Source organism: Crossiella sp. NPDC003009, assembly GCF_053591555.1.
In genome coordinates, this window is sequence record NZ_JBSFUA010000010.1 from 207,330 (window position 1) to 234,281 (window position 26,952).

Below are 26,952 nucleotides of genomic sequence, written 5' to 3' on the forward strand. Positions count from 1 at the left end.
AACTACGGTAAGCAACTTTCCTGTTCAGTTCGTACCGCCACCAGCGTGACGGCTGCGCACAAAACGGTGACGTTTCTGCACTACAAACCAGCGGCCGATTCCGGGTGAAAACCCACGAAGAGGGCCTCTCGTCTTCTCCGTACGGCCTGGAGACCGCGCACCGCATCCCGCCGAGCAGACGCTCACAGCAACCGCCGCCAATGCCGCGCAGCGTGACGGCGGCTGGTCGGTGGGATGTGGTTCGCTGTCGGAAGGTCGTGCGGAGAAGACGAGAGGACCGCGAGCACGCTGGAACCGGCCCCGGCAGCCTGCTCAACCCCGCAACCTGCTCGTCCCGGCTTTTGACTTGTCCCCCACCTCCGGGGGTCTGCCCGTCCGGCGAGGACATTCTTTTGATCTTCGGGGCTAAAAAGAAAGATCAAGAGCGTCCTCGCCGGACGGGCAGGAATCAAAGCATGGGGGGGAAAGTCAAAGGCAGAGACGCAGGCGGGTCTTGAGGTTCCCCATGCCCGTCAACCCTCCGAAATCAAACCACATCCCAGCCCACGGCCGCCCTCGCGTTGCGTGGCCTTGGCGGCGGTTGCTGTGAGCGTCCGTGGGCTGGGATGTGGTTAGTTTTCTCCAGGTTGACGGGCATGGGGAACCTCAAGACTTCGGACAGGTTTTGAAAAGCCAGCCCGTCGCTGGTTCTTGGTCGCTCAGCCTTCTTTGCCCTGTTGGAAGGTGTCCAGGATCCGTTGTGCCGCTTGGGCTGGGGTCACCGTGCCCTCGGCTACCTGCTTCGTCAGCGCCGGTCCCAGTTCCCGTACTCCCGGGTGGCTGTGCAGCTCGTGCAGCAACCTGTCGTGCACCATCGCCCAGGTCCAGCCCAGCAACTGGTTGCGGCGCTTGGCATCCAGTTCTCCGGCGGCGTCGAGTTGGTCGCGGTGGCGGGTCACTTGCGCCCAGACCTCGGCGATGCCCTGGTCGTCGCGGGCGCTGCACGTGAGGACCGGGGTGTCCCAGGTGGCGTCTGCCGAGCGCAGGAGGCGGAGGGCGCCCGCTAGTTCTCGGGCGGCGCGGGCGGCTTCCTTGGCGTGGTCGCCGTCTGCCTTGTTGACGGCGATGACGTCGGCCAGTTCCAGGACGCCCTTCTTTATTCCCTGCAACTGGTCTCCGGTGCGGGCCAGGGTGAGCAGGAGGAAGGTGTCGACCATGTCGGCGACGGTGACCTCGGACTGGCCTACGCCGACCGTTTCGACCAGGACCACGTCGTAGCCCGCCGCTTCCATCACCACGATGGTTTCGCGGGTCGCCTTTGCCACTCCGCCAAGGGTTCCGGCGGTGGGGCTGGGGCGGACAAAGGCGTTGGGGTCCGCGGAGAGGCGGGTCATCCTGGTTTTGTCGCCCAGGATGCTGCCGCCGCTCTTGGTGGAGGACGGGTCGACCGCCAGGACCGCTACCCGGTGGCCTTCGGCGGTGAGGCGGCTGCCCAGGGTGTCGATGAATGTGGACTTGCCCGCACCTGGGACGCCGGTGATGCCGATGCGGCGGGCCTTGCCGGCGTGGGGTTGCAGTTCCGCCAACAGGTTCTGGGCGGTGGCGCGGTGGTCGGCTCGTCTGGACTCGACCAGGGTGACCGCGCGAGCGACCCAGGACCGGTCGCCCGCGAGCACTCCCTCGGCGTACGTGCCGACGTCGATGGGGCCGCGCATCAGCCCTGCTGGTCGGTCAGGACCTTCAGCAGGTCCAGGGCGGCCTCGGCGATCACGGTGCCGGGCGGGAAGATCGCGGTGGCACCTGCGGCCCGTAGCTCGTCGAAGTCCTGGGGCGGGATCACGCCGCCGACCACGATGAGGATGTCCTCGCGGCCCTGGGACTCCAGCTCCTGCCGCAGGGCGGGCACCAGGGTGAGGTGACCGGCGGCGAGGCTGGAGACGCCGACGATGTGCACGTCGGCCTCGATGGCCTGGCGGGCCACCTCGGCCGGGGTCTGGAACAGCGGGCCCACGTCCACGTCGAAGCCCAGGTCGGCGAAGGCGGTGGCGATGACCTTCTGGCCGCGGTCGTGACCGTCCTGGCCCATCTTGGCGACCAGGATTCTCGGCCTGCGGCCCTCGGCCTCCTCGAAGGCCTCGGCGGCCCTGCGGGTGCGTTCGATGTTGCTCACCGCACCGGCCTCCTCCCGGTAGACCCCGGAGATCACCCTGATCTGGCCGGAGTGGCGGCCGTAGACCTTCTCCAGCGCGTCGGAGATCTCGCCGACGGTGGCCTTGGCGCGGGCCGCGTTGATGGCCAGTGCCAACAGGTTCCGGTCGAGACCAGCCTCGCGGCGGCCGTTGGCGGCGTCGTCGGCTGCCTTGGTCAGAGCGTCCAAAGTGGACTGGGTCGCCGCGCTGTCCCGCTCCTCGCGCAGGCGGCGCAGCTTCTCCACCTGCTGGGCGTACACGCCCGCGTTGTCCACCTTGAGCACGTCGATGGCCTCGTCCGCGGTGACCCGGTACTTGTTCACCCCGATCACCGGCTGCCTGCCGGAGTCGATGCGCGCCTGGGTGCGGGCCGCGGCCTCCTCCACGCGCAGCTTCGGGATGCCCTCGTCGATGGCCTTGGCCATCCCGCCCGCGGCCTCGACCTCCTCGATGTGGCCCCACGCGCGGCGGGCAAGGTCGTAGGTGAGGCGCTCCACGTAGTTGCTGCCGCCCCACGGGTCGATCACCCGCGTGGTGCCCGACTCCTGTTGCAGCAGCAGCTGGGTGTTGCGGGCGATCCGCGCGGAGAAGTCGGTGGGCAGCGCCAGCGCCTCGTCCAAGGCGTTGGTGTGCAAGGACTGCGTGTGGCCCTGGGTGGCGGCCATCGCCTCCACACAGGTGCGCACCACGTTGTTGAACACGTCCTGCGCGGTCAGCGACCAGCCCGAGGTCTGCGAGTGCGTGCGCAGCGACAGCGACTTGGCGTTCTTGGGATCGAACTGCTTCACCAGCTTCGCCCACAGCAGGCGGGCCGCGCGCAGCTTGGCGACCTCCATGAAGAAGTTCATGCCGATCGCCCAGAAGAAGCTCAGCCGAGGGGCGAACGCGTCGATGTCCAGGCCCGCGTCCCGGCCGGCCCGCAGGTACTCCACGCCGTCGGCCAGGGTGTAGGCCAGCTCCAGGTCGGCCGTGGCCCCGGCCTCCTGGATGTGGTAGCCGGAGATGGAGATCGAGTTGTACCGCGGCATCTTCTGCGAGGTGAAGGAGAAGATGTCGGAGATGATCTGCATCGAGGGCTGCGGCGGGTAGATGTAGGTGTTGCGGACCATGAACTCCTTGAGGATGTCGTTCTGGATGGTCCCGGCCAGCTGCTCCGGCGCCACCCCCTGCTCCTCGGCGGCCACGATGTAGAGCGCCAGCACCGGCAGCACCGCGCCGTTCATGGTCATCGACACGCTCATCTTGTCCAGCGGGATGCCGTCGAAGAGCTGCCGCATGTCGTAGATCGAGTCGATCGCCACGCCCGCCATGCCGACGTCACCGGGCACCCGCGGGTGGTCGCTGTCGTAGCCGCGGTGGGTGGGCAGGTCGAAGGCCACCGACAGGCCCTTCTGCCCAGCGGCCAGGTTGCGGCGGTAGAAGGCGTTGGACTCCGCGGCGGTGGAGAAACCCGCGTACTGGCGGATGGTCCACGGCTGGTTGACGTACATGGTCGGGTACGGCCCGCGCAGGTACGGCGCGATACCCGGGTAGGTGCCCAGGAAGTCCAGGCCCTCGGTGTCCGCGGCGGTGTAGAGCGGGTTGACCGTGATGCCCTCCGGCGTCTCCCACACCAGGTTCTCGGCGTCCTTGCCGGTGGCCTCGGTGAGCGCGGAGCGCCAGCTCGCCGGGTCCGCGGCGGCGGCCGGGACACCCAGGTCGACCTGGCCGAAGTCGGGGATCAGGTTGCGCGGCATCAGAAAGCCACCCCCAGGTCGGTGAGCGTGCTGCGGAGGACACCGAGTGCGTCGCATCCGGCGAAGAGGTAGTCGTCGATGCCCGCGGCCTTGTCGCTCTCGGCGCGGTCGCCGGGCTTGCCGGCCAGCCAGATCCGTTGCGCGCCAGCGGCTTTCAGCGCCTCGGCGACCGGGGCGGCATGCTCGGCGTAGCTCTTGTCGCTGCCGCACAGGCACACCACGCTCGCGCCACTGTCCTTGAACGCGGCCGCGATCGCCGCCGGGTCGGTGCCGGGGCCGCTGTCCGGGGTGGCGATGCCGCCTGCCTGGAACAGGTTCGCGGCGAAGGTGGCGCGCGCGGTGTAGGAGGCCACCGAGCCCAGTGTGGCCAGGAAGACCGTGGGCCGCTGCGGCGCCTGGTCCGAGGCGGTGCGCAGGTCCTCGAACTCCTGCGCGTACCGAACCCTGGGCAGGCCGCCGGTGGGCGGGGCCGGGTTCGGTGTGCGGACCGGCAGCTTCTCGGTCAGGTTCGGGAACTCGCTGACGCCGGTGATCGCGTCCTTGCGGTGCGCGATCCGCTTGGCGCGCTTGGCCTGGGTGGCCGCCAGCCGCTGCTCGATGAGCCCGTCGGCCAGCGCCGCCTCGAAGCCACCGGCGCGCTCGATCTCGGTGAAGAAGGCCCAGGCGGCCTGCGCCAGGTCCTCGGTGAGCCGCTCCACGTAGTAGGAACCGCCTGCCGGGTCGATCACCCTGGCCACGTGCGACTCCTCCACCAGCAGCGCCTGGGTGTTGCGCGCGATCCGCCTGGCGAAGTCGTCCGGCAGGCCCAGGCAGGCGTCGAAGGGTTGCACGGTGACGGAGTCCGCCCCGCCCACACCCGCGCCGAAGCAGGCCAGCGTGGTGCGCAGCATGTTCACCCACGGGTCGCGGGCGGTCATCATCGCCGAGGAGGTCACCGCGTGCTGCCGCTGCGCGGGCGCACCCGCCTGGCACACCTCACCGACCCTGGCCCACAGCCGCCGGGCGGCGCGGAACTTGGCGATGGTGAGGAACTGGTCGGCGGTGGCGGCGTAGCGGAACTCCAGCTGCGCGAAGGCGGTGTCCACGTCCAGCCCGGCCTCGGTCAGCGCGCGCAGGTAGGCGGTGGCCACCGCGAGCGAAGCGCCCAGCTCCTCGGCGTCCGAGCCGCCCGCGTCGTGGAAGACGGTGCCGTCCACGGTCAGCGTGCGCAGCCTCGGGTACTTCGCGGCGACCCTGGCGGCCAGCGCGGCGGCGGCCCCGAGGTCGGTGTCCGCGCCGGTGCGGGCGCGCAGGCCGAGCGGGTCGGCGCCCAGGTTGCCGGACAGCTCGCCGTCGGGCACCCCGCGCTCGGCGGCCAGCGCGAACAGCGCCTCGGCCGCGGCCTCGGTGTCCGGCCCCGCGTCCAGCACGATCGCGGCCAGGTCCAGGTACACCCCGTCCAGCACCCCTGGCAGGGCCTCGATCGGCAGCGCGTCCCCGCCGAGGGTGAGCCAGAGCGAGCTGACGCCGTTCTCCAGGTCCGCCAGCACCGCCTCGCGGCTGATGGCCGGATCGGGGTGGCTGTGCCGCTGGCGGACGTCCCAGCCGCCCGGAACCGCGCCCTCCGGCTTGCTGCCCCTGGTGTACGGCGCGAGGCCGGGCAGGCCGGTCTCAGGGGCCGCGTCCTCACGGGTGTAGAGCGGGTTGACGGTGATGCCGTCATACGTCGTGCGCGAGAGCCTGGATTCGGGGAACTCCGGCAGCTCGGTCACGCCGGACTTGCGGAGCACGCCCGCGACCAGCTCCCGCCACTGCCCCAGCTCTGGCTGCGGGAACTCCGCGGCCAGGGTGAGCTGCTCGCCAGGCAAAGTCATGCAGCGGATCGTAGCCAGGATGCGCGGTCAGAAACCCTTAGTCGTGGCCCGACCCACCCCTAACTTTTCGAGTCATCGGATGACTGGGGTGTCGTTCAAGTCCGTGAACTGGGAATACGCCAAACGAATCACACCAAAGTCCAGGTAAACATCGTATGATTCGCCCCCATGTCACCCCTTTCCAGGCGACGTTTCCTCCACCGTGGTTCGGCCGCCGCCGGACTCGTGACTCTCGGCGCTGGCTGGACCACCGCCGCGACCACCGCGTGGGCCGAACCCTCCGCCGAGGCGTTCGGGCCCAAGAACGTGCACCGCGACATCGCGCGGGACGCCCGCATGCTCTGGCGCAAGCTGCCGACCAGCTGGCAGGACGCGCCCTTCCTGGCCAACGGTTTCCTCGGCGTGCAGGTCTACCGCGGCGCGAACGCCAACGAGCTGCGGTTCATGCTCAGCCACAGCGAGGTGCAGGACCAGCGGCCCCAGTGGGAGGCCGCGGTCGGCCTGTCCCGGCTGCCGATCGGCTACCTGACCCTCACCCTGGCCGGCACCGTCACCGCGGTCGACTGGCAGCTGGACCTGTGGGACGCCGAGCTCTCCGGCACGGTCACCACCACCGCGGGCAGCCTGAGCTTCCGCGCGCTGGTGCACAACGACCGGGGCGTGCTGCTGGTCTCGCTGAGCCCGAACGCCGGTGAGGAGGCGGCCGCGTGGGGCTTCACCGCGATGCCGTCCAAGACCACCCGCCTGATCCGGATCCCACCGGACTACACCGCCAACCCGGACCCGCGGGCCGGCAGCTCGGCCGGGGTGTCCTATGTGGAGCAGCCGCTGCACGCCGGGGGTGGCTACACCACCGCCTGGCAGGAGAAGCGTATCGGCACAAAGCGGCTGCTGGCGGCCACCGTGGCCTACGGGTTTCCACAGTCCACCTCCACCGGGGACGCGGTCACCGCGGTCCGGCACGCCCAGCTGGCCGGGCTGGACCCGCTGGTCTTCGCCCACCGCGCGTGGTGGCACCGGTTCCACTCCAGGAGCCTGGTCTCGGTGCCGGACAAGTGGGTGCAGCGCTTCTACTGGATCCAGCTGTACAAGATGGCCTGCGCCACCAGGGAGAACGCGCCGGTCACCAGCGAGTGGGGCCCGTGGTTCCCCGAGGGCGGCGGCAGCTGGACCGCGGTGTGGTGGAACCTCAACGTGCAGATCACCTATCCGTTCGCCGGCATCGCCAACCACCCCGAGCTGGACGCGGTGACGCAGACCTTCCGCAAGCACCACAAGAACCTCGAGTTCTCGGTGCCGCCGGAGCTGCGCGACGGCCAGACCTACGCGCTGGCCCACCCCGGCGACCGCACCCTGCGCTCCGGCGGGCCGAAGCTCGGCGCGGAGATCCCCGGCAACGCCACCGTCGGCCGTCCCGGCACCTCCACCAAGACCGACCAGACCGGCAACCTGATCTGGGGCCTGCACAACGTCTGGCTCAGCTACCGGCACAGCATGGACCGACGGATCCAGCGGGACGTGCTGTACCCGTTGCTGCGCAAGGCACTCAACTTCTACCTGCACTTCCTCAAGCCGGGCCCGGACGGCCTGCTGCACCTGCCGCTGACCCGCTCGCCGGAGTTCGCCGACGCGGTGGACGCCACCTACGACCTGTCCCTGATCCGCTGGGCCGCCCGCACCCTGCTGGAGACCACCACGCAGCTGCGCGTCGACGACCCGCTGGCCCCGCGCTGGCGGGAGGTGCTGGCCAAGCTGGTGCCCTACCACCGCAACGAGCAGGGCGTGCTGATCGGTGAGAACGTCACCCTGCACGGCTCGCACCGGCACTTCTCGCACCTGCTCTGGTTCCACCCCTTGCGCGAGGTCAGCTGGGAGACCGGCGACCGCGACCTGATCCGCCGCACCTACGACCAGTGGAGCAAGGACCGCTCGGCCTGGGCCGGGTACAGCTACCCGGCGGCGGCCATGATGTGCGCGCTGATGGGCGAGGCGGACACCGCGCTCGGCCACATCCGGCACCTGCTGGACGGCAACGTGATCGGCATCGCCAAGCTGACGCCGAACACGATGTACGTGGAGGGCAACAACCTCGCGCTGGAAAGCCCGCTGTCGGCGGCCGAGTCGGTGCTGCACCTGTTGCTGGACAGCGGTTCCGGCGTGGTCAAGGTCTTCCCCGCGGTGCCGTCCGCCTGGCGGGAGGCCGCCATCGACGGCCTGCGCGCCCAGGGCGCGTTCGTGGTGGACGCCTCCCGGCGGGACGGGGCCACCGAGTGGGTCCGGGTGCACAGCGAGGCGGGCGAACCCCTTGAGCTGGACCACGGCATCCCCGGCGACATCCAGGTCCGCTCCGAGCTGGGCCTGCCGCTGCGCTGGCGGCAGATCGGTCCCGGCCGGATCTCGGTGACGCTGCGCCGGGGCCAGACCGCGGTCGTGACCCGCAAGGGCCACCGCCCCGACCTGCGCCCCCGCGACGTCCCGGCCAACGCCGCCGCGCCGCAGTGGGGGCTGCCCTAGGTTGAACGGGTGACCAAGGTTCTGCTCACCGGCATGTCCGGCACCGGCAAGTCGACCACCCTGTCCGCACTCGGCGAGCTCGGGTGCCGGGTGGTCGACACCGACACCGACGAGTGGAGCCACTGGGTCACCGACGCCGATGGCGAGCCGGACTGGGTGTGGCGCGAGCAGGCCGTCACCGACCTGCTGACCGGCCACGGAGAGGGCAGCCTCTTCGTGGCCGGTTGCAAGACCAACCAGGACGGCTTCTACCCGCTGTTCGACCACATCGTGCTGCTGAGTGCGCCTGCCGAGGTGCTGCTGGCGCGGATCGCGGCGCGCGTGGACAACCCTTACGGCAAGGACCCGGCGGAACGGGCCGCGATCCTGGCGAACCTGGAGCTCGTCGAGCCACTGCTCCGGGAGTCGGCGACCCTGGAGATCGACACCAGCGCGGCGGTGGCGGAGGTGGTGCGGCGGCTGGTCGCGCTCACCTGACGCCCCCGCGCTGCACAGAATTCGTTACTATTCTGCAGCCAGCTCGTATTGAGTTTTGGGGGCAACGCGCGCACTCTCTTTGCTCTACCTGTTACCCAGACGGCGAGGGAGTGTCGTGGCGTTCCATCCGTTCCTGGAAGACAGCGAGCACCTCCCGCCCGGAAGGTGCTCGCTCTCCTGGGACGAAGCGAAGGCGCTACTTGTCGACAGCCCCATGTTCGTGGAATCACAGTCGCGGCCAGGATTGTGGCGTGGCTTGACGAGGTACATAGCTCGATTCTTCGAGCTGCAAAGTCAATACGAAAGCGTGCTTGAAGGTACGCAACTTGTGCGCTTCATTTGGATCGGCGGAAGTTTCGCCAGCAAAAAGCTTGAGCCTCGCCAGATTGATCTTTCTATCGCCATCGACATCTTCGGACGGCAGCGACTGGCAGGAAATCCTGGCGCCGGTTGGTTCAGGGACGCCACTTGCAGACGACACAGCGTGGACAACTACGGGGTATCGGCAATTGAGATTCCCTACGTCGTAGTTCCTAGCCCGTTCAGGTCTCGCGACCTTGGCATCGAAGAACAAAACTACCTGCGCGAACGTGGCGCTTGGGACGAGTGGTGGCAGCGCCTCCGGGCACCTGGAGTGGTTAATTGCCCGCCTTCACGGGATACTGCAGCTGCAGCACGTGGCTACCTGGAGGTGACGCTATGACTGGACCATGGCGTCAACGTCTCTCAGCTACTGAACGCGCAGAACTCGACCAGTGGTGGGCGACGATGTTGGCGTCCGATCCGCCCACCGAGTTGGAACTAGAGGAGGCATCCCGGCGTAACAGTCTCGAGACCCGACGGTTCTACGACCGGTCGGCAACACTCGAAGAGGAGCTGCAGGTGCGCCTGTACGGCCCTCATATCGAAGGTGAACTTCCGTTCGACCTAGGCCAGGAGCTGTTCAGGCCGCTTCGCGACAGTGTGAACTCGACAAGCAGAGCCAAGGTTCATCTCGCCCTGGCGGGCGTCACCTCAGGTAGTACCATCCTTCGAATCAGGGCCACCGCCCCCGAAGCAAAAGACTCCGAGTTTGCGCTGCTGCCACCCAGGGCCGCGTCAGCTCCCGATCACGCCGTACGCAAGTTGCTCGATTTCATCGGCCTAGCCGAAAACGAAGGTGACCTGAGAGCCTGGCCCGCCGCGCTGCGATCAACTCTCCCTAAACTTGCCGATGTATTATTCACGCATAGTCTCATTGCCGAATTCACCTGGCTTGCCAGCACTGGGACAATTCGGCGCACTCGACTGTCTTCTCGCGGACAAGCCTTCATTAGGAGACTCCGCGAGTACACCGAGCAAAAGCGGACAACTGAGGTGGTCGGCCTGGTGAGCGAACTCCGCCAGGCCGGCTGGATCGTTGTCAGCCCCGCAAAAGGCGCGGACATTCACGTGCACATCGAGCAGGGAGCCTTGGCAACCCTGCGTTTAACGCTGTGGCAGCAGGTTCGCCTCGAGGTCGAAGTCACCGTACATACCAACAGGTTTGGCGACAAGACCAACGCTCATTACCAATACCGGCGCCTCCTACACATACCCACAGACTCCTAGATCCAGCAAAGCTGGACCGTCACGATGGATTGTCCTGATCTTGCGATAAATATCCCAACCTTGTCAGCCGGTCACAGCGCAAGCTGATGCAACGTCCCACCTACTTCACCATCACCAGCTCCACCCAGCCGCCCTTGTCCACCAGCCGGTCGTCGGCGAACCCGTGCCGCCGGTACAGCGCGGCCGCGCTCTTGTTGTCCGCCATCACATCCAGCGTCACCCTGGTCGCACCGCGCTGCTCGGCCCAGCGCAGCGCGACCCGGATCAGCTCGTCCCCGACCCCGCGCCCCCTGGCGAACGGCGCGACCCACATCGAGCGCAGCTTCACCGTCGCCTGCCCGGTCCGGGTCGCGCTGACCATCCCGGCGTCCCGGCCGGCCAGCACGGCCACCAGGTTCAGGTCGGCCTCGGCCAACCGGTCCCGCCAGCGTTGCTCCGGCGCGTCCGCCCAGTCGGCCAGCTTGGCGCCGAACGCGGCCGGCGCCTCGGCCAGCGCGGCCAGGCGCAGGTCCCGCCACCGTGCCCAGTCCCGTGTGCTCAGCGCGGTCAGCCCGATCATGTCTCCGACTCTCTCCGTCAACCGGTGTCCCGGCAACCGGTTTACTTGCAGCGCAGGCCTTCCGGCGGCAGTGTGCCGTCCACCAGGTACCGGGTCACCGGCTGGTCCACGCAGGTTTTGCCCTCCAGGTAGACGGTGTGCTGGTCACCCTCGAAGGTGACCAGGCGGGCCTTGAGCGCCTCAGCCAGCGCGATGCCCCAGTCGTGCGGGGTGGCCGGGTCGCCGGTGGTGGAGACCACCACGGCGGTGGGCGCGCCGTCGGCCTTGGGGCGGTGCGGGCCCATGGTGTTCGGCACGGCCCAGAAGGCGCACACGTCCAGCACCTCGGCCTTGCTCCTGTCCTTGACCGGCGGTGCGTCCACGCAGTTGACCGCGGTGAGCGCGTTCTGGTTGCCGTCGTAGCTGCCGTCGGCGCGGCGGCCGTGGTACTCATCGGCCACGGCGAGCATCTCGGTGCCGTCACCCGCCTTGAGGCCCTCGATTGCCTCGGTCAGCCGCAGCCAGCTTTCCGAGTGGTACAGCAGGTGGTCGACGGCGTCGGAGACATCCTCGGCGGACAGCTTCCGGTCGCCGACCGGCAGTGGGCGCTTGCCCAGCGGTTCGGTCAGGGCGTCCAGGCGCTCCCTGGCCTTGGCCGGGTCCTCGCCGACCGGGCAGGCATCGCGACCGGCGCAGTCCTTGGCGTAGCTGAGGAAGCTCTCCGCGAAGCCGTCGCCCTGCTCGGCGTGCTTGCCGGTCAGGCCGAAGTCGTCCGCGCCGTCCAGGACCAGCGCGCGCACCCTGGCCGGGAAGGTCTCGGCGTAGACGGTGCCGATCTTGGTGCCGTAGGAGTAGCCGACATAGGTCAGCTTCTCCTCGCCGAGGGCGGCGCGCAGCAGGTCCAGGTCGCGCACCACGTCCCTGGTGCCCAGGTGGGCCAGCTCGTCCCGGCCGGTGCGCTCGGCGCACTTGTCCGCGAGCTCCTTGTTCCTGGCCTCCTGCTTGGTCACGCCCTCCGGTGTGGACGAGTCGACGGACTCCGCCCGGCGGGCGTCCTGTTCCGGTCCGGTCAGGCAGCGCAGCGCGGGCTCGGAGGCGCCGATGCCCCTGGGGTCGAAGCCGACCAGGTCGAACCGGGCGGAGACCTCGTCGTCCCGCTTGGCCAGCCTGCCGCCCAGGTCGGCGAGCTGGGCCATGCCGGAGGCGCCGGGGCCGCCGAAGTTGAACACCAGCGACCCGATCCGCCGCGCCGGGTCGGTGGCGCGCTGCCGGAGCAACCCGATCTTGATCTTGCGGCCGCCCGGCTGGTCGTGGTTTAGGGGGACCGCCAATGCGGCGCAGTCCAGCGAGCGGCGGTCGAAGGCGGCCTTGCGCTCGGCGTCCCCCGCGAACGGCGCGCAGTCGCCCCAGGCCAGGCCACCCGCGGCGACCGGCTGCGGCTGCGGTGTGGCGCAGGCCACGCAAGCCAGCGCCAGCAACACGATGACCGGGAAGCGTCTGTCCATATCGGACAGTCTCGGGACCGGCGCGGCCCGCGGGCAAGGACTCGCCGGGGGCTCTCATCACATCCGCACAGGAGTCGCACAACTCCATCGGGTGAGCCCGGAATGGCCATCCGAACGGGCGACAGAGTGGACCTGTTGTGCCACCTCGGCACAGCGCAGGCTGGCCTGGTGCTGATCCATCCCTGGGACGCCGCCCGCTCCGACGAGGACTGGCGGGACCTGCTGACCCGGCACGACTTCGGCGAGCTGATCGCACCCGGCCGCGGCCGGGACCTGCCGGTGGTCGTGCCCACCCATTTCGCCTTCGCCGAGCCCGGCACGGTGTGGCTGCACCTGGCCCGGCCCAACCCGGTCTGGGCCGCGCTCACCGAGCACCCTCGCTGCCTGCTGGTGGTCACCGGCGAGGTCGCCTACGTGCCTGCCGAGTGGAACGCCGCGCCCGGAGCCGACCCGGCCCTCGGCGTGCCGACCTCCTACTACGCCACCGTGCAGCTGGAGTGCGACGTGCGGATCGAGGACGATCCGGAGGGCAAGGCGGCCATCCTGCGCAGGCAGCTCGCGCACTTCGAGCCGGATGGGGGGCGCACGCCGGTCTCGGCCACCGAGGACCCGGACCGGCGGCTGCTGCCGGGCATCCGGGGCCTGGAGCTGACCGTCACCGGGGTGCGGGCGAAGTTCAAGTTCGGCGGCAACAAGCCACTCGAACAGCGGGAACGGATCGCGGCAAGATTCACCGAGCGTGCCGGGGCCGGCGACGCCGCCGTGGTGGACCGCCTGCTCCGTGCGGGTGACGATTGTCCGATCAGCACCAAGTGATCATGGAATGTTGTCCACGGATGCCAATGACTCACGCCACGGGGCGGTCTGACCATGGGTTTAGCCGCAGTCACCCACGAGGAGTCTTGCCATGAGGATCGGCGTTCCCCGCGAAGTGAAGAACCACGAGTACCGAGTCGCGATCACCCCGGCCGGTGTGCTCGAACTGGTCCGTCATGGCCATGAGGTCTTCATCGAGCACGACGCGGGCGCCGGTTCGGCCATCGCGGACGCGGAGTACGTCGCGGCGGGCGCCAAGGTGCTGCCCACCGCCGACGAGGTGTGGGGCACCGCGGACATGGTGCTCAAGGTCAAGGAGCCCGTCGCCGAGGAGTACCACCGGATGCGCCCGGGGCAGGTGCTGTTCACCTACCTGCACCTGGCCGCGGACCGCGCCTGCACCGACGCGCTGCTGGAGCGCAAGGTCACCGGTGTCGCCTACGAGACCGTGCAGCTGCCCAACGGCGCGCTGCCGCTGCTCGCCCCGATGTCCGAGGTCGCCGGTCGCCTGGCCACCCAGGTCGGCGGCGAGACCCTGATGAAGTCCCGCGGCGGCCGCGGCGTGCTGCTGGGCGGCGTGCCCGGCGTGCACCCGGCCAAGGTCACCGTGCTGGGCGCGGGCGTCTCCGGCATGAACTCGATCGCGATCGCGGTCGGCATGGGCGCCGACGTCACCGTGCTCGACCTGTCCGTGGACAAGCTGCGCGCGGCCGACTCCTACTACCAGGGCCGCCTGACCACCGTGGTGTCCAACGCCTACGAGGTCGAGCGCGCGGTGCTGGACGCCGACCTGGTCATCGGCGCGGTGCTGGTGCCCGGCGCCAAGGCGCCCAAGCTGATCAGCAACGACCTGGTGAAGCGGATGAAGCCGGGCGCGGTGCTGGTGGACATCGCCATCGACCAGGGCGGCTGCTTCGAGGACTCCCGGCCGACCACGCACGCCGAGCCGACCTTCCCGGTGCACGACACCCAGTTCTACTGCGTGGCGAACATGCCGGGCGCGGTGCCGAGGACCTCGACCTTCGCGCTGACCAACGTGACCCTGCCGTACGCGATCGCCCTGGCCAACAAGGGCTGGCAGCGCGCGCTGGGTGAGGACAACTCGCTCGCCCTTGGCCTGAACACCCACGACGGCCTCCTGACCAACGCCGGTGTCGCCGAAGCGCACGACCTGCCGCTGACCGCCGTCGCCGACGTTCTGGCCAGCTGAGGACTCAGCTCGGCTCGCTGGGCCCAGCTCCTTACCTTCCCTGGAGCTGGGCCCAGACTTCTTTGTCCCGCTCAGCGGTCCAGATCACCGGCCGGTCCACCCCGGAGAGCTCGTCCCACAGCCTGGCCACGTTGAACGGCAGGCAGTGCTCGAAGATCGGCCAGCCGCCGTAGCGCGGCGCCAGCGCGGCGTGCGCGCCGTCGAAGGCCTCCTTGAGGCTGCCGTGCCGCACGTGCACCGCGGCCACCTGGGCCTGGAGCACCTGCAGGAAGTGCCGGGTCTGCGCGATCGCCGCGTCCACCTCGTCCCGCCCCCTGGCCACCGCGCCCCGCCCGCCGACCAGCACCTCGGCCCGCAACGCGGCCACAGTGTCCAAAGTGGACGATGACCAGTCCCGGTGGTAGGCGTCGCCGGTGTAGAGCGCGGCCTGCGACTCCACCAGGTCCCCGGCGAAGAGGATCCGCTGCCGGGGCAGCCAGGCCACCAGGTCGCCCTCGGTGTGCCCCCGGCCGCAGTAGCGCAGCTCCAGGTCGCCGCGGTCGCCGCCGAGCGGGATGGTCAGCCGGTCGGAGAAGGTGAGCGTGGGCCAGGTCAGGCCGGGGATCGACTCGGGCTCGGCGAACAACCTGGGCATCCTGGCGAACTCCGAGGCCCAGTCCGCCTCCCCGCGCTCGGCGATCAACGCCCTGGTGTGCTCGTGCGCCACGATGACCTGCGCGTCGAAGGCGCTCGCGCCGAGCACCCGCACCGCGTGGTAGTGGCTGAGCACCAGGTACCGCACGGGTTTGCCGGTGTGCTCGCGCAGCCGGTCCAGCCAGCCCCTGGCCGCCACCGGCGTGGCCATGGCCTCGAAGCAGACCAGGAAGTCCTCGCCCTCGATCGCCCCCACGTTGGGATCCCCGGCCGCGGTCAGCGCGTACACGCCGTCACCGAGCACTTCCAGGGTCTGCTCCTTGGCCGCCAGATCGGCGGAGGAGGCGAACGGCTTGCCGGACATGCGAACCTCCCTGTTCTGCATCGGGCAGCAGCCTAAGGGAAGTGGCCCCTACCCCGGTGTCCGCCAACGGGGCCCAGGTGGGCGCCCGGCGGCCACCCAGGAGGGCAGCCGCACGCGCCCCTCGCCCACCCACCGCAGCTCGCCGTGCGCCATCCACGCACCCAGGCCCCGTACACCGGCCGCGGCCGCCGCTCAGTCATGGAACACCCGGCGCGGCGCGCGCAGCCGCGACCCGTCTGCCCAGCACAGCGCGTTCCGCTCCAGCCGGGGCGCCGCCTCGCCGCTGCCCTGCCACAACGGTTCGCAGGTCTCCGGCCCGCACCGCACCAGCGCCATCCGCCGCGAGGACCACACCGCCCACAGCCCGTCCGGCGGGCGCGCCGCGTCGGCGAAGCGCACCGCGTGCGTGCCGGGCCTGGCCAGCACGGTCAGCACCCGGCCACGGCCGAGCCGGAGCAGCAACAACCTGCCCAGCCAGCCGAAGACCCGCAGCAGCAGCTCCACGAACCAGAGAAACACCGCGTGCCAGCTCAGCGCCAACAGCAGGTCGTCCGCCTCAAGGGGCAGGTCAGGGGTGCCCTCGCGGGACCACCGGGCCGATCCGTCCAGCCGCCGCCCGCGCACCCGGTAGCGGAGCTTCAGCTCGCCCAGCGGCGCGACCGACACCCGCTCCCCCCACTCGCCCTCCGCCCACTTCCGCACCTGCCGCTCAGCCATCGAGCCCCTCCCCCAGTCCCTCCGGCAGCCGAACCTCGGCCCCGTCCGGCCACACCAGCAGCACGCCGTCCCGCCACGCCGGCACAGCCCCCGACCAGCGCCGTTCCACCCAGTCCTGGCCGACCAGCAACACCGCCATCCGGTTCGCCGACCACACCAGCCAGCGCTCCCCCGGCCCGTGCACCGCGCCCACGAACCGCGCCGCCGCGGTGCCCGCCGCCGCCCGCCACCGGCACTCCACCCCGGTCACCTCGGCCACCCGCACCGGCTCACACCAGCCCAGCGCCCACTCCCGCACCAACCGCTCGGACACCCCGGCCCCCCTTCCACCCGGGATGACACCGGTTCAGCCGGAAAGGTTGGCCGCCCCCAAGATTCCCTTCGGCAACCGCACCCTGGACCCGTCCGGCCAGCGCAGCAGGCTCCGCTCAACCCGCGGCGACTCGCCGTCCCACAACGGCTCGCACCACTTCGGCCGCACGTGCAGCAACGCCATCCGCTCCCCCGACCAGGCCAGCCACACATCCGCACGCTGGTTGGCCGCGTCCGCGAACCGCACCCCGAGGTCCCTCGGCCCGCCGGCCACGGTCGCGGTGCGCCGCCGCAGCCGCCGACTGCCCAGCCGCAACACCACCCACACCGCCCGAGCCCCCAGCAGCAACACCCACAGCACCGCCGACACCACCAGCGCGACCAGCGCCCCCGCACACCCGTCAGCCTGCTCCAGCGGCGCGCTCACCCACTCATCGGCGCTGCTGGAACTGGACCCGCCGGTGTTGCGCCGCGAACCGTCCACCCGCCGCCCGCGCACGTGGTACCGGAACCGCACGTCCCCCAACGGAACCACCCGCGCCGCCTGCCCCCACTCCCGCAGCGTCCACTCCGCCGCCTCGCGCGCGAGCCGGTCCCCGGTCAACGAACCTCCTGCCGGACCCTGGCCTTCTCCGCCCGCTTCGGCGGCAGCACCACCCGCCCGCCATCCGCCCAGATCACCGCGAACTGCCTGGTCGCGAACTGCGCGGGCCCCGACCACAACACCCGCCCGTCCGCCTGGGCCAGCAGCACCTGCCCACCACCCCAGGCCACCCACACCCGCCGGGCTCTCCGTGCCAGATCCGCGAACTCGATCGCGGGCGAGGCCGGCGGCGCGGTGACCGTCCCCCGCCGCAGGTCGATGTCCCCGTCCCCGTCCAGCACGAGCTGCACCAGCACGCCGGCGAACCGCACCAGGTTCCAGAAGAACCGCCGCACCAGCCGCCGCCCAGCCACGGTCCCATCCGACCGCCGCCCCTTGACCCGGTACTCCGGCCGCACCTTGGCGATGTAGACCACACCCACCGGCGCCCGCCACTGCGCCGCCGCCTGCGCGCGCACCCGTTCCCGAACAGCCTCAACCATGCGAACCCCCAGATCCGCCGGTCATGCTAGCCGCGCTCGTAGTCCTTTGTGGTCAAGGCCTAGCAGTCCTCGGACTCGGACTCCTGGCGCAGGTGATACTCCCAGCCGTGTTCCTCGCTGTGCCGCAGGTCGTAGTGGTGCACGATCTTGGGTCCCTGGTGCAGGTGGACGTGCGTCACCGTGGCCAGTGCCGCTGGACTGGCGGAGGTGAAGGTCTGCCACCGGCCGTCCAGGGGACCGCCGACGAAGCGCGCCAGGAACGTGTGCACCGGGTCCTTTCCACCGTTGCGGCGACAAGTGTCTGCCCAACAGTATGCCGGTGGGTGCGAACGTTGGCGGCCACGTTAACGCGTTGGGAGCAGCCGCCAGCCGTGTGCGCGGTTGCGCTCGGCCCAGAACTCGGCGTACCGGCCGCCGAGGGTCAGCAGCTCCTCGTGGGTGCCCGACTCGGCGACCCGGCCGGCCTCCAGCACCACGATCCGGTCGGCGGCCACCACGGTCTGCAACCGGTGCGCGATGACCAGCAGGGTGCGGTCCGCGGTGAGCGCGGTCAGCGCGTCCTGCACCGCGGACTCGTTCTCCGGGTCCAGCGCGGCGGTGGCCTCGTCCAGCAGCACGATCGGCGCGTCCTTGAGGATGGCGCGGGCGATGGAGATCCGCTGGCGTTCCCCGCCGGAGAGGGTCACGCCGCCCTCGCCGATGCGCGCGGACCAGCCGCCGGGCAGCCGCTCGACGATCTCCTCCACCCTGGCCAGCCGGGCCGCGGCGCGCACCTGCTCCTCGCTCGCGCCCGGCCTGCCCACCCGGATGTTCTCCTCGATGGTGCCCTCGAACAGGTAGACGTCCTGGAACACCAGTGACACCAACGACATCAGCTGCTCACCGGCGATCTCGCGGACGTCCACCCCGCCGAGGCGGACCGAACCGGAGTCCACGTCGAAGAAGCGGGCGATCAGCCGGGTGACCGTGGTCTTGCCGGAACCGGACGGGCCGACCAGCGCGGTCATGCTGCGCGGCGGCACCCGCAGCGACACGTTGGTCAACACCGGCCTGCTGTCGTAACCGAAGGACACGTCGACCAGCTCGATGGAGGCGTCACCCGGCTTGCGCGGGGCGGCGGGCTCGGGCAGCAGCGGGGCCGCCAGCAGCTCGGTCATCCGGTGCAGGGCGTTGCGCCCCAGGCGGATCGCGCCGCCCAGGTCGGCGGCCATGGCCAGCGGCTCGACGAACCGGGCGGCCAGCACCAGCAGCGCCAGCAGCTCCGGCACACCCAGGCTGCCGCCCAGGGCGAGGCTGACGCCGAGGACCAGCAGCACGGTGAACGCCGCCTGCACCACCAGGCCGAAGCCGACCAGGCCCCACACCCCGGTGGTGATCATGCGGCGGCCCGCGTCGCGTTGCGCCACCAGGGCTTCGTCCAGCAGCCGGTAGCCCTGCACGGTGCGGCCGAAGGCGCGCAGCACCGGCTGGGTCTGGGCGAACTCGACCACCCGGCCACCGGCCTCGGCGATCACCAGGTCCCGGCCGCGGTCGGTGCGCTGGATCAGCGCGCCGCTCCACTGGTAGACGAAGTAGAGCACCGGCGCGGACAGGGTGGCGGCCAGCGCCAGCCGCCAGTCGAAGAGGTACATCAGCGCGACCACGGTGGCCGGGGTGAGCACGGCGTCGATCAGCGGGCGCAGCAGGTGGGCCGGCACCTGCATCACGTTGATCACGCCGCCGCTGGTGAGCTGGCCGAGCTTGCCGAGGCGGTCACCGGTGAAGAAACCCAGTGGCAGGCTGGCGATGTGGTCGCCGAGCCGGTGGTGCAGGCCGCGGGAGAGCGTGGACCCGGCCCGGTACCCGGCCACCTGGGCGGCGTAGGCGGCCAGCGACTGGGCCAGCGCGACCGCGGCGAAGACCCCCAGCCACGGCCAGGCGTCGGCGGGGCTCGGCCCGAGCAGGGCGCGCAGCACCGGCACCAGCAGCGCGAACGCGAGGCCCTGCAACACCGAGGCCAGCGCCATCACGCCGATCATCCGGCGCAGCGGGGCGGCGTGCGCCGGGCCGAGAACGGACAGCAGCGAGCGGATCATCGGGTCTCCAGCGGCGAGGTGTGCGGCTGCCAGGTGCCGGCGCGTTCGTGGGCGGCCCACATCCGCGCGTACAACCCTTGGCGGGCAAGGAGTTCGGTGTGCGTGCCCAGTTCGGCGACCCGGCCGTCGGCCAGCACCGCGATCTGGTCGGCCTCGGCCACCGTGGACAGCCGGTGCGCGATCACCAGCAGCGTCCGCCCGGCCACCAGGGTGGACAGCGCCTGCTGGATGGCCGACTCGGACTCCGGGTCGGCGAAGGCGGTGGCCTCGTCCAGCACCAGGATCGGCGCGTCGGCCAGCAGTGCGCGGGCGATGGACACCCGTTGCGCCTCACCGCCGGAGAACCGGGCGTCCTCGCCGATCACCGAGTCGTAGCCGCGCGGCAGCTCCAGGATCCGCTGGTGGATCTGGGCCGCCCGCGCCGCATCCTCCACAGTGGACTGATCGGCTTCCGGCACGGCCAGCCGGATGTTGTCGGCCACCGTCGCGCGCAGCAGCTGGACGTCTTGCAGCACAAAGGAAACCCGCCGGTAGAGCTGTTCGGCGGAGAGGTCCCTGATGTCCACCCCGCCGATGCTCACCGAGCCGTCGGTGACGTCGAAGAACCGGGGCAGCAGCTTGGCCAGGGTGGACTTGCCGCCGCCGGAAGGCCCGACCAGCGCGGTCACCGTGCCCGGCGCCAGCTCCAGGTCGATCCCGCGCAGCACCGGCGTGTCCGCGGTGTACCCGAAGTGGACGTTGCGCAGGCTGACCCTGCCGTCGGCCGGATCCGCGGCCTCGGCCTCGGGCGCGGGCAGCGGCTCGGTGTCCAGCACCGCGGCCACCTGCGCCGCGGCCAGCCGGGCCGAGCGCAGCTGCTGCGAGGTCTGGGCCAGGGTGGTGATCGGCGCGGCGATGCCCAGGCCCAGCAACGCGAAGGGCAGCACGTCGGCGGGCGCGAGCCAGCCGTTGGTGACGAACAGCGTGCCGCCGGTGAGCACCACGAGCAGGACCACCACCGGGGACAGCAGGATCTGGCCGATCGCGCTGATCCTGGTCACCCCGCCGACCCAGTCCAGGAAGAAGGTGGCGAAGTCGTCGGCGGCGCTGGTGAACCGCTGGTGCGCCTTGCGGGACTGGCCGAAGGTCTTGACCACCGCGATGCCGTTGACGAACTCCACCGCGCTGCCGTTGATCCGGCCCAGCGCCTGGTCGTAGGCGACCATGTTCTCGCCGTACCCGGCCATCGAGCGGGCGTAGAAGTACAGGCCGGCGGCCACCGGCAGCAGGGTCACCAGGGTCATCCGCCAGTCCACCCACGCCAGGTAGGCCAGCGCGGCCACCGGGGTGACGATCCCTGCGGTGAGGTCCAGCAGCGAGTGCGCGACCAGGTGGTGCATCGCGGTGACGTCGTCCTGCAGCGCCTTCTTCACCGTGCCCGAGTTGCGCGCGCCGAACCAGCCCAGCGGCACCTGTCCGAGCCGGGTGGCCATCCGCCGCCGCAGGTCCAGTTGCAGGTCCGCGTCGGCCAGGTGGGTCAGCCCGCCGGCCAGGAAGAACAGCACGAACCGGGCGGCCAGCGCGCCGAGCGCCACCCACACGATCGGCCACGCGCCCGCCGCCGGGCCGCCGCCGAGCAGGAGTCTGCCCAGTTCGGCCACGGCCACGAACGGGACCACCGCGGCCAGCGCGGCGGCGACCTGCGCCACCACCGCGATCCGGATCCGGGTGCGGACGGGGGCGAGCAACCGGGCCAGCGCGGCCCGGTCGGGACGCTGCGCCGGTGAACCGTCGGACATCGCGACTGCCTCAATTTAGACAACGTACAAATGAGTGTTAGGTGCACCTAACCACTCGAACGTGTGCCGGGGCAAGCGCCGTCAGGAGGTCAGGGCGTGGACGGCCAGGAGGGGGCGAGGGCCAGGCGGCGGGTGAGGGCGGTGACCACCTGGGCGCGGCCGTCGTTGAGGTAGAAGTGGTCGCCGGGGAAGACCTGGAGGTCGAACTCGCCGGTGGTGCTCTTGCCCCAGTCGCGGGCCTGCTCGATGGTCAGCTCCGGGTCGCGGTCGCCGACGAAGGCGGTGATCGGGCAGGTCAGCGGCGGGGCCTCGGTCGGCCGGTAGGTCTCGATCAGCCGGTAGTCCGCGCGCACGATCGGCAGCAGCAGCTCGCGCAGCTCGGGGTGTTCCAGGACCGCGGCGCCGGTGCCGCCCAGCGCGGTCAGCTCCGCGGCCAGGCCGTCGTCATCGCGCAGGTGCACCTCGCCGGGGGTCACGTGCTCCGGCGCCTCCTTGCCGGAGAGCACCAGCCGCTGCGGCCCGGGCAGGCCGAGCCGCTGCAGCACCAGCGCGACCTCGTAGGCCACCGCCGCGCCCATGCTGTGCCCGAAGAACACGAACGGCCGGTCCAGCTCGCCGCGCAGCCCGGTGACCAGGCCGTCCACCAGCTCGGCCATGGTGGTCAGCGCGGGCTCGCCGAAGCGCTCCTCGCGGCCCGGGTACTGCACCGCGAGCATCTCCACCCCGGCGGGCAGCAGCGGCGGCCACAGCCGGTACGCGCTCGCGGTGCCGCCCGCGTGCGGGAAGCAGAACAGCCGGAGCCGTGCCTGCGGGCGGGCCTCGTAGCAGCGAACCCAGGTCACGGGTCAGCCTCCTCGGAGTCGGCGGGGAACCTCGGCCACGACGGTAGCCGCCGCGCCGCCACCGGCCCCTGTTGGCCGCGTCTCACTCGGGGTGCAGCTCGGCCAGCCTGGCCTGCGCCCCGTCCACCGCCCGCTGCACCGCGTAGGCGTAGAACGGTTCGGTCCCGCCGGGGGTGAGCAGGTACTCGGCCATCGCGGCCAGCCCGGTGCGCTCGTCGTCCCGGTAGGCGCCCAGCGCCTCGGTGATGGTGGTCTTGGTGCTCGCGCTCTCCGCGTCCCGCTCGTCGTAGGACATGATCAGCAACATGCCCGCGTTGAGCAGCGAGCTGTAGATCATCGGGGCCTCCGCGCCGAAGCCCGCGCGCTGCAACACCCGCACACCCCGGTCCAGGATGCGCAGCGCGGAGGGCACGATCGGGCCGCGCAGCACCAGCCAGCGGGCCACCCCGGGGTAGGCGCGCAGCACCGGCCGGGCGCCCAGGAGCAGCTCGGTGAACCACTCCCGCCAGTCCAGCTCCTCCTCCGGGCAGGGCATCCGGGAGACCACCCGGTCGGCCACCGCCTGGTGCACCGCGGCCCGGTCACCCACGTGGTGGTAGATCACGGTCGGCCAGCAGTCCAGCTCCGTGGCGAGCTTGCGGATGGTCCACCCCGCAAGGCCGTGCTCGGCGGTGAGCCGTTCGGCGGCGTCCACGATCAGCTCGGGCGTCAGCGGCGTCTCGCCGCGGAAGACCCGGGGGCCTCGCTCGGTTGCGGAACTCATCACGCGCTCACGGTAGCCATTGCGCGCCGGGTTTCGGGAGGCTTACCTTTTGGACACCGTACAAAAGACTGGGGAGCCCATGACTACGCAGACGGCGGCCAAGGTGTCGCTCGTCCCGATCTACCTGGCCGTCTTCGGCGTGTTCACCGGCCAGCAGATCCTCGCGCCGGTGCTGCCGCCGCTGGCCCGCGACCTCGGCCTGTCCGAGGTCCAGCTGGGCCTCGTGTTCAGCGTCGCCGCCACCATGGTCGTGCTGACCAGCGGTTTCTGGGGCAGGCAGAGCGAGTCGCGCGGCCGCAAACCGGTGCTGCTGGCCTGCATGACCGCCGCGGCCGCTGGTCTGCTGATCTTCGCGGTGATCGCCCAGCTCGGACTGGCCAAGGCGCTGCCGGTGACCGCGGTGTTCGTGCTGGTACTCCTCTTCCGCAGCCTGTTCTTCGGCTTCGCCTGGGCCGGGGTGCCGGTGGCCGCGCAGTCCTACGTCGCCGACGTCACCGAGGGCGAACGGGAACGCGTCCAGGGCATCGCGAAAACCGGTGCGGCCCAAGGACTTTCCCTGGTCCTCGGCCCGGCACTGGGCGGCCTGCTGGCCTTCGGCGGCCTGCTGCTGCCGATGTACGCCGCACCGGTGATCATCGCCGTGTTCGCGGTGCTGGTCTGGCTGCGGCTGCCCCGCGAACAGCGGCACGCCGACCGCCCGAAACCGCCGAAGCTGAGCCCGTTCGACCACCGGCTGTGGCCGTTCCTGCTGACCGGTTTTGGCCTCTACCTGTCCCTGGGCGTCATGCAGATCACCGTCGGTTTCCTGTTGCAGGACCAGCTCCAGCTCAGCTCCCAGGACACCGCCACCCTGGCCGGTGCCGCCATGCTGTGCGCGGGCCTGCCGTTCCTGCTCACCCAGGCCGCCGTCGTGCCCCGGCTCGGCTGGTCCCCGGCCAGGCTGATGCGCGCCGGAATCCCGTTGGCGGCACTGGGCTTTCTCGGCGTCGCGGTCAGCTCCGGCCTCACCTTGATCCTGCTCGGCCTGGCCGTGGTCGGCCTGGGCCTGGGCCTGGCCATGCCCGGCTGCACCGCCGCCCCCACCCTGCTGGTCAGCCGCGCCGAACAGAGCGGCGTGGCCGGCCTGGTCGGCGCGACCAACGCCCTGACCTTCGTCGTCGGCCCCCTGATCGGGGCCACGCTCTACCGCCTCGGCCCGTCCCTGCCGTACCTGTCGGCGGCCGCGGTGCTCGGCGTGCTGTTCGTCTTCGTCCTACTACACCCGGCCACGCGGGCAGTAAGACGAACGAGCTGACCTGCTGCGAAAGAGGCGTGGCGCGCCAGCGACACGGCGGGCCGTTGACTCCGCGGTGGGTCCCGCGCGCGGAGCGCGCCAATGTCACAGCTAGTCGATCAGAGCCTCGGTCAGCTGCTTGAAAAAGGCCTGGGCATCGACCGTCCGCGCGACCTTGATCGCCGGACGGTCGGTGATCCCGCCCAGCTCAGCCGCGATCTCCTTGCCGTACCCCCGAAGATCGGCCACCGTCTGCCCCCTGGTCTTCTCCCCGCGCAGCTCCACGCTCACCGGCAGCTCGCGATAGGTCGCCAGGTCGGGGTGCAGCAGGATGGCCGCGGCCAGCGGGTCGTACAGCGTGCAGCAGCGTTCGCCGAGCATCCGGCTGTAGAAGTCGACGTAGAAGCCGAGCACGTCGTGCGCGAACTTGCCGCGCGGGCCGGTGCAGGCGGCCAGCGCGTCCAGCCAGTCGGCGTCCGCGCGGGCGGAGTGGGTGACGTCCAGTGCGACCAGGGTCAGCTCAAAACCGGCGGCCAGGACCAGGTCGGCGGCTTCCGGGTCGTGCCAGATGTTGGCCTCGGCGAACGGAGTGGCGTTGCCGGGGGCGTCCACCGCGCCGCCCATCACCATCACCGAGCGCAGCAGCCTGGGCAGTTCGGGTTCCAGCAGCAGGGCCAGCGCGACGTTGGTCAGCGGGCCCAGTGCGAGGAGGTCCAGCTCGCCCGGGTGCTGCCGGGCGAGCTGGACGATCTGTTCGGCCGCGGACTCGCGCACCGGGGGCTTGGACGGTTCCGGGCCCTGCCAGCTGCCGAGTCCCAGCGGGCCGTGCACCACCTCGGAGGTGGCCAGCGGCTGGGCGAGCGGGCGGGCCGCGCCGACGGCCACCGGCACCTCGTCCAGCCCGAGCACGTCCAGGATCCGCCTGCTGTTGTCCGCGGCGACCTGCGCGGGCACGTTCCCGTGGACGCTACCCACAGCGACGATCTCGACGTCTGCCTGCGCGGCCAAGTACAGGATCGCGAGCGCGTCGTCGATCCCCGGATCGGTGTCCAGCACAATTCGCACGGTTGAACAGTCAATCAGACTTTCCGGTCCTCGCCCGAGAACGGTTTCGTGACTGTGATCTGCGGATTCGACTCCACCTCCGCCACGATGGCCGCCCAGTCCCGGCGCGGATGCTCCACCTGGCCGAGTGACACCACCTCGCGGCCGCAGAAGAAGGTCAGCACCCAGTCGCCCAGCACCCGCACCTTGCGGTTGAAGGTGGGCACCCGGCTCAGGTGGTACAGCCGGTGCAGCAGCCAGGCCAGGAACCCGCGCAACCGGATGCCGTAGACCTCCGCCACGCCCTTGTGCAGGCCGAGGCTGGCCACCGAGCCGACGTGCTTGTGCCGGTACTCCCGGACCGGCCTGCCCCGGACCGCGGCGCGCAGGTTGTCCGCGAGCACCTTGGCCTGCCGCACCGCGTGCTGGGCGCTGGGCGCGCACACGCTCAGCCCGCTGGCCGAGAGGTCCGGCACCGCCGCGCAGTCACCGGCCGACCACACCCCGTCCTCGCCGATCACCTCAAGGGCGGGCGTGCACAGCAACCGGCCCCTGCTGTCCACCGGCAGCCCCGAGCGCGCGGCCAGCGGGTTGGCCTTCACCCCCGCGGTCCACACCACCGTGTCCGCGGCGAACTCCTCGCCGTCGGTGAGCACCACCTGCCCACCGTCCATTGCGGACACCCGGGTGCCCAGCCGCACCTCGGTGCCGCGCTCGCGCAGCCGCCGCACGGTGTACTCGGCCATGCTGGGCGAGACTTCCGGCAACACCCGATCGGCTGCTTCCACCAGCACCCACCGCATGTCCTTTCCGGACAGCCGGGGGTGGTGCCGCAGGGCCGCGCGGGCCATGTCCTCCAGCTCGCCGAAGACCTCGATGCCGGCATATCCGGCGCCCACCACGACGAAGGTGAGCGCCCGCCGCCGCAGCACCTCGTCCTCGGTGGTGGAGGCCACGTCCAGGCGGGAGAGCACGTGGTTGCGCAGGTGGATGGCCTCACCGACCGAGCCGAAGCCGATCCCGCACTCGGCCAGGCCGGGCACCGGCAGCGTCCTGGCGACCGCGCCGGGAGCCAGCACCAGGTGGTCGTAGGCCAACTCGGTCGGCACACCCTCCACCGGCAGCACGGTGACGATCTTGCGCGCGGCGTCCACCGCGGCCACCCGTCCGGTGAGCACAGTGCACTTGCGCAGCACCTTGCGCAGCGGTACTACCACGTGGCGCGGCTCGATCGAGCCGGCGGCGGCCTCCGGGAGGAACGGTTGGTAGGTCATGTTCGGCTGCGGGTCGACGACCGTGATCGTCGCCTCGCCCGCGCGCAGCTTTCGCTGGAGTCGCAGCGCGGTGTACATGCCGACATAACCGCCCCCGACCACGACTATCCGTTGCGGTCCGCTCATCGCTCTCCCCGTTCGTGACTCTGCGCGTTGACAGCACCCAGCCTGCGGCGAAGCGGTCAGCGGCAACTCCCCCACAGGAACCAGCGCACTCCCCCGGGAGAGGGGATCGAGGCGATTCCGGTCACGTGCGGCAACCAAATCGACTATCGGTACGTTTAACGGCCGAGGGCCGGTGCCACCTGCGGCGGCCCAGCGGAACCACTGGTCAGCGGTGCAACCCGGCTCGGGACTGCGGCGTATGAACAGCGCAGGACAGAA

The 26,952-nt window shown here is 70.8% G+C and carries 24 protein-coding genes; 7 read left to right on the forward strand and 17 right to left on the reverse strand.

Translation table 11 applies throughout. The features are described 5' to 3' along the window. Positions 1-698 precede the first annotated feature (698 nt). From meaB to mutA, 3 genes are read right to left on the reverse strand one after another with little or no spacing between them, the layout of a single operon-like run. A complete protein-coding gene (gene meaB, locus ACWDY5_RS14195; RefSeq protein ID WP_449722629.1) occupies positions 699-1,694 on the reverse strand; it encodes a methylmalonyl Co-A mutase-associated GTPase MeaB in 996 nt (331 codons plus the stop codon). Continuing rightward, positions 1,694-3,904: a methylmalonyl-CoA mutase gene (gene scpA / locus ACWDY5_RS14200; RefSeq protein ID WP_449722630.1), complete on the reverse strand. Its 2,211-nt coding sequence runs from the start codon at positions 3,902-3,904 to the stop codon at positions 1,694-1,696. Before scpA ends, meaB begins: the two co-directional genes overlap by 1 nt. Next, positions 3,904-5,757 (reverse strand): methylmalonyl-CoA mutase small subunit, encoded by a 1,854-nt coding sequence (gene mutA, locus ACWDY5_RS14205; RefSeq protein WP_449722631.1) that lies wholly within the window; start codon positions 5,755-5,757, stop codon positions 3,904-3,906. The genes scpA and mutA overlap by 1 nt, the downstream gene beginning before the upstream one ends. Positions 5,758-5,982: 225 nt before the next feature. Between mutA and ACWDY5_RS14210 the strand changes: the two genes are divergently transcribed. From ACWDY5_RS14210 to ACWDY5_RS14225, 4 genes are all read left to right on the forward strand, one after another. Then, positions 5,983-8,271, forward strand: a complete 2,289-nt coding sequence (locus ACWDY5_RS14210) for a glycosyl hydrolase family 95 catalytic domain-containing protein (protein WP_449722632.1) — start codon at positions 5,983-5,985, stop codon at positions 8,269-8,271. A gap of 9 nt (positions 8,272-8,280) precedes the next feature. Further along, the gene (locus ACWDY5_RS14215; RefSeq protein ID WP_449722633.1) at positions 8,281-8,748 is read left to right on the forward strand and encodes an AAA family ATPase; all 468 of its coding nucleotides are present in this window, start codon (positions 8,281-8,283) and stop codon (positions 8,746-8,748) included. Between the two features lie 115 nt (positions 8,749-8,863). Beyond that, entirely contained in the window at positions 8,864-9,451 is a 588-nt protein-coding gene (locus ACWDY5_RS14220) for a DUF6932 family protein (protein WP_449722634.1), read from the forward strand. Further along, on the forward strand, positions 9,448-10,338 hold the full coding sequence (locus ACWDY5_RS14225) for a hypothetical protein (RefSeq protein WP_449722635.1): 891 nt from the start codon (positions 9,448-9,450) through the stop codon (positions 10,336-10,338). Before ACWDY5_RS14220 ends, ACWDY5_RS14225 begins: the two co-directional genes overlap by 4 nt. Before the next feature lie 100 nt (positions 10,339-10,438). Here ACWDY5_RS14225 and ACWDY5_RS14230 read toward each other — a convergent pair whose 3' ends face one another. After that, positions 10,439-10,897, reverse strand: coding sequence for a GNAT family N-acetyltransferase (locus ACWDY5_RS14230; protein WP_449722636.1), 459 nt, complete (start codon positions 10,895-10,897; stop codon positions 10,439-10,441). Between the two features lie 41 nt (positions 10,898-10,938). Then, the gene (locus tag ACWDY5_RS14235) at positions 10,939-12,381 is read right to left on the reverse strand and encodes an alpha/beta hydrolase (RefSeq protein WP_449722637.1); all 1,443 of its coding nucleotides are present in this window, start codon (positions 12,379-12,381) and stop codon (positions 10,939-10,941) included. A 168-nt stretch (positions 12,382-12,549) separates the two neighbouring features. On the opposite strand from ACWDY5_RS14235, the gene ACWDY5_RS14240 reads away from it, so the two are divergent. Together ACWDY5_RS14240 and ald are read left to right on the forward strand one after the other, a co-directional pair. Further along, positions 12,550-13,197 (forward strand): FMN-binding negative transcriptional regulator, encoded by a 648-nt coding sequence (locus ACWDY5_RS14240; protein ID WP_449722671.1) that lies wholly within the window; start codon positions 12,550-12,552, stop codon positions 13,195-13,197. A 91-nt stretch (positions 13,198-13,288) separates the two neighbouring features. Further along, positions 13,289-14,407: an alanine dehydrogenase gene (gene ald, locus ACWDY5_RS14245; protein WP_449722638.1), complete on the forward strand. Its 1,119-nt coding sequence runs from the start codon at positions 13,289-13,291 to the stop codon at positions 14,405-14,407. A gap of 31 nt (positions 14,408-14,438) precedes the next feature. Here the strand turns inward: ald and ACWDY5_RS14250 are convergent, their stop codons facing one another. From ACWDY5_RS14250 to ACWDY5_RS14295, 10 genes are all read right to left on the reverse strand, one after another. After that, positions 14,439-15,404: an MBL fold metallo-hydrolase gene (locus ACWDY5_RS14250; protein ID WP_449722639.1), complete on the reverse strand. Its 966-nt coding sequence runs from the start codon at positions 15,402-15,404 to the stop codon at positions 14,439-14,441. 192 nt (positions 15,405-15,596) lie between these two features. Next, the gene (locus tag ACWDY5_RS14255; RefSeq protein WP_449722640.1) at positions 15,597-16,121 is read right to left on the reverse strand and encodes a hypothetical protein; all 525 of its coding nucleotides are present in this window, start codon (positions 16,119-16,121) and stop codon (positions 15,597-15,599) included. Beyond that, positions 16,114-16,434, reverse strand: coding sequence for a hypothetical protein (locus ACWDY5_RS14260; protein ID WP_449722641.1), 321 nt, complete (start codon positions 16,432-16,434; stop codon positions 16,114-16,116). Before ACWDY5_RS14260 ends, ACWDY5_RS14255 begins: the two co-directional genes overlap by 8 nt. A 33-nt stretch (positions 16,435-16,467) precedes the next feature. Continuing rightward, positions 16,468-17,037: a hypothetical protein gene (locus tag ACWDY5_RS14265; protein WP_449722642.1), complete on the reverse strand. Its 570-nt coding sequence runs from the start codon at positions 17,035-17,037 to the stop codon at positions 16,468-16,470. Then, the gene (locus ACWDY5_RS14270; protein WP_449722643.1) at positions 17,034-17,519 is read right to left on the reverse strand and encodes a hypothetical protein; all 486 of its coding nucleotides are present in this window, start codon (positions 17,517-17,519) and stop codon (positions 17,034-17,036) included. Before ACWDY5_RS14270 ends, ACWDY5_RS14265 begins: the two co-directional genes overlap by 4 nt. A 59-nt stretch (positions 17,520-17,578) precedes the next feature. Beyond that, the gene (locus tag ACWDY5_RS14275) at positions 17,579-17,788 is read right to left on the reverse strand and encodes a hypothetical protein (RefSeq protein WP_252479029.1); all 210 of its coding nucleotides are present in this window, start codon (positions 17,786-17,788) and stop codon (positions 17,579-17,581) included. A gap of 75 nt (positions 17,789-17,863) precedes the next feature. Next, a complete protein-coding gene (locus ACWDY5_RS14280) occupies positions 17,864-19,594 on the reverse strand; it encodes an ABC transporter ATP-binding protein (protein WP_449722644.1) in 1,731 nt (576 codons plus the stop codon). After that, positions 19,591-21,372, reverse strand: a complete 1,782-nt coding sequence (locus ACWDY5_RS14285) for an ABC transporter ATP-binding protein (protein WP_449722645.1) — start codon at positions 21,370-21,372, stop codon at positions 19,591-19,593. Before ACWDY5_RS14285 ends, ACWDY5_RS14280 begins: the two co-directional genes overlap by 4 nt. An 89-nt stretch (positions 21,373-21,461) precedes the next feature. After that, entirely contained in the window at positions 21,462-22,214 is a 753-nt protein-coding gene (locus ACWDY5_RS14290) for a thioesterase II family protein (protein WP_449722646.1), read from the reverse strand. Positions 22,215-22,296: 82 nt separating this feature from the next. Then, a complete protein-coding gene (locus ACWDY5_RS14295) occupies positions 22,297-22,977 on the reverse strand; it encodes a TetR/AcrR family transcriptional regulator (RefSeq protein ID WP_449722672.1) in 681 nt (226 codons plus the stop codon). 79 nt (positions 22,978-23,056) lie between these two features. On the opposite strand from ACWDY5_RS14295, the gene ACWDY5_RS14300 reads away from it, so the two are divergent. Beyond that, positions 23,057-24,271, forward strand: coding sequence for an MFS transporter (locus ACWDY5_RS14300; RefSeq protein ID WP_449722647.1), 1,215 nt, complete (start codon positions 23,057-23,059; stop codon positions 24,269-24,271). A 90-nt stretch (positions 24,272-24,361) separates the two neighbouring features. Here the strand turns inward: ACWDY5_RS14300 and ACWDY5_RS14305 are convergent, their stop codons facing one another. Both ACWDY5_RS14305 and ACWDY5_RS14310 read right to left on the reverse strand, forming a co-directional pair. Next, positions 24,362-25,315, reverse strand: a complete 954-nt coding sequence (locus tag ACWDY5_RS14305) for a nucleoside hydrolase (protein WP_449722648.1) — start codon at positions 25,313-25,315, stop codon at positions 24,362-24,364. Between the two features lie 14 nt (positions 25,316-25,329). Then, positions 25,330-26,694 (reverse strand): NAD(P)/FAD-dependent oxidoreductase, encoded by a 1,365-nt coding sequence (locus tag ACWDY5_RS14310; RefSeq protein ID WP_449722649.1) that lies wholly within the window; start codon positions 26,692-26,694, stop codon positions 25,330-25,332. Between the last annotated feature and the right edge of the window lie 258 nt (positions 26,695-26,952).

Bases quoted from the DNA above. Each gene is read 5' to 3' on its own strand.
- meaB (WP_449722629.1), bottom strand. From the start codon at position 1,694: ATGCGCGGCCCCATCGACGTCGGCACGTACGCCGAGGGAGTGCTCGCG.
- scpA (WP_449722630.1), bottom strand. From the start codon at position 3,904: ATGCCGCGCAACCTGATCCCCGACTTCGGCCAGGTCGACCTGGGTGTC.
- mutA (WP_449722631.1), bottom strand. From the start codon at position 5,757: ATGACTTTGCCTGGCGAGCAGCTCACCCTGGCCGCGGAGTTCCCGCAG.
- ACWDY5_RS14225 (WP_449722635.1), top strand. From the start codon at position 9,448: ATGACTGGACCATGGCGTCAACGTCTCTCAGCTACTGAACGCGCAGAA.
- ACWDY5_RS14230 (WP_449722636.1), bottom strand. From the start codon at position 10,897: ATGATCGGGCTGACCGCGCTGAGCACACGGGACTGGGCACGGTGGCGG.
- ACWDY5_RS14235 (WP_449722637.1), bottom strand. From the start codon at position 12,381: ATGGACAGACGCTTCCCGGTCATCGTGTTGCTGGCGCTGGCTTGCGTG.
- ald (WP_449722638.1), top strand. From the start codon at position 13,289: ATGAGGATCGGCGTTCCCCGCGAAGTGAAGAACCACGAGTACCGAGTC.
- ACWDY5_RS14250 (WP_449722639.1), bottom strand. From the start codon at position 15,404: ATGTCCGGCAAGCCGTTCGCCTCCTCCGCCGATCTGGCGGCCAAGGAG.
- ACWDY5_RS14255 (WP_449722640.1), bottom strand. From the start codon at position 16,121: ATGGCTGAGCGGCAGGTGCGGAAGTGGGCGGAGGGCGAGTGGGGGGAG.
- ACWDY5_RS14270 (WP_449722643.1), bottom strand. From the start codon at position 17,519: ATGGTTGAGGCTGTTCGGGAACGGGTGCGCGCGCAGGCGGCGGCGCAG.
- ACWDY5_RS14280 (WP_449722644.1), bottom strand. From the start codon at position 19,594: ATGATCCGCTCGCTGCTGTCCGTTCTCGGCCCGGCGCACGCCGCCCCG.
- ACWDY5_RS14285 (WP_449722645.1), bottom strand. From the start codon at position 21,372: ATGTCCGACGGTTCACCGGCGCAGCGTCCCGACCGGGCCGCGCTGGCC.
- ACWDY5_RS14295 (WP_449722672.1), bottom strand. From the start codon at position 22,977: ATGAGTTCCGCAACCGAGCGAGGCCCCCGGGTCTTCCGCGGCGAGACG.
- ACWDY5_RS14300 (WP_449722647.1), top strand. From the start codon at position 23,057: ATGACTACGCAGACGGCGGCCAAGGTGTCGCTCGTCCCGATCTACCTG.
- ACWDY5_RS14310 (WP_449722649.1), bottom strand. From the start codon at position 26,694: ATGAGCGGACCGCAACGGATAGTCGTGGTCGGGGGCGGTTATGTCGGC.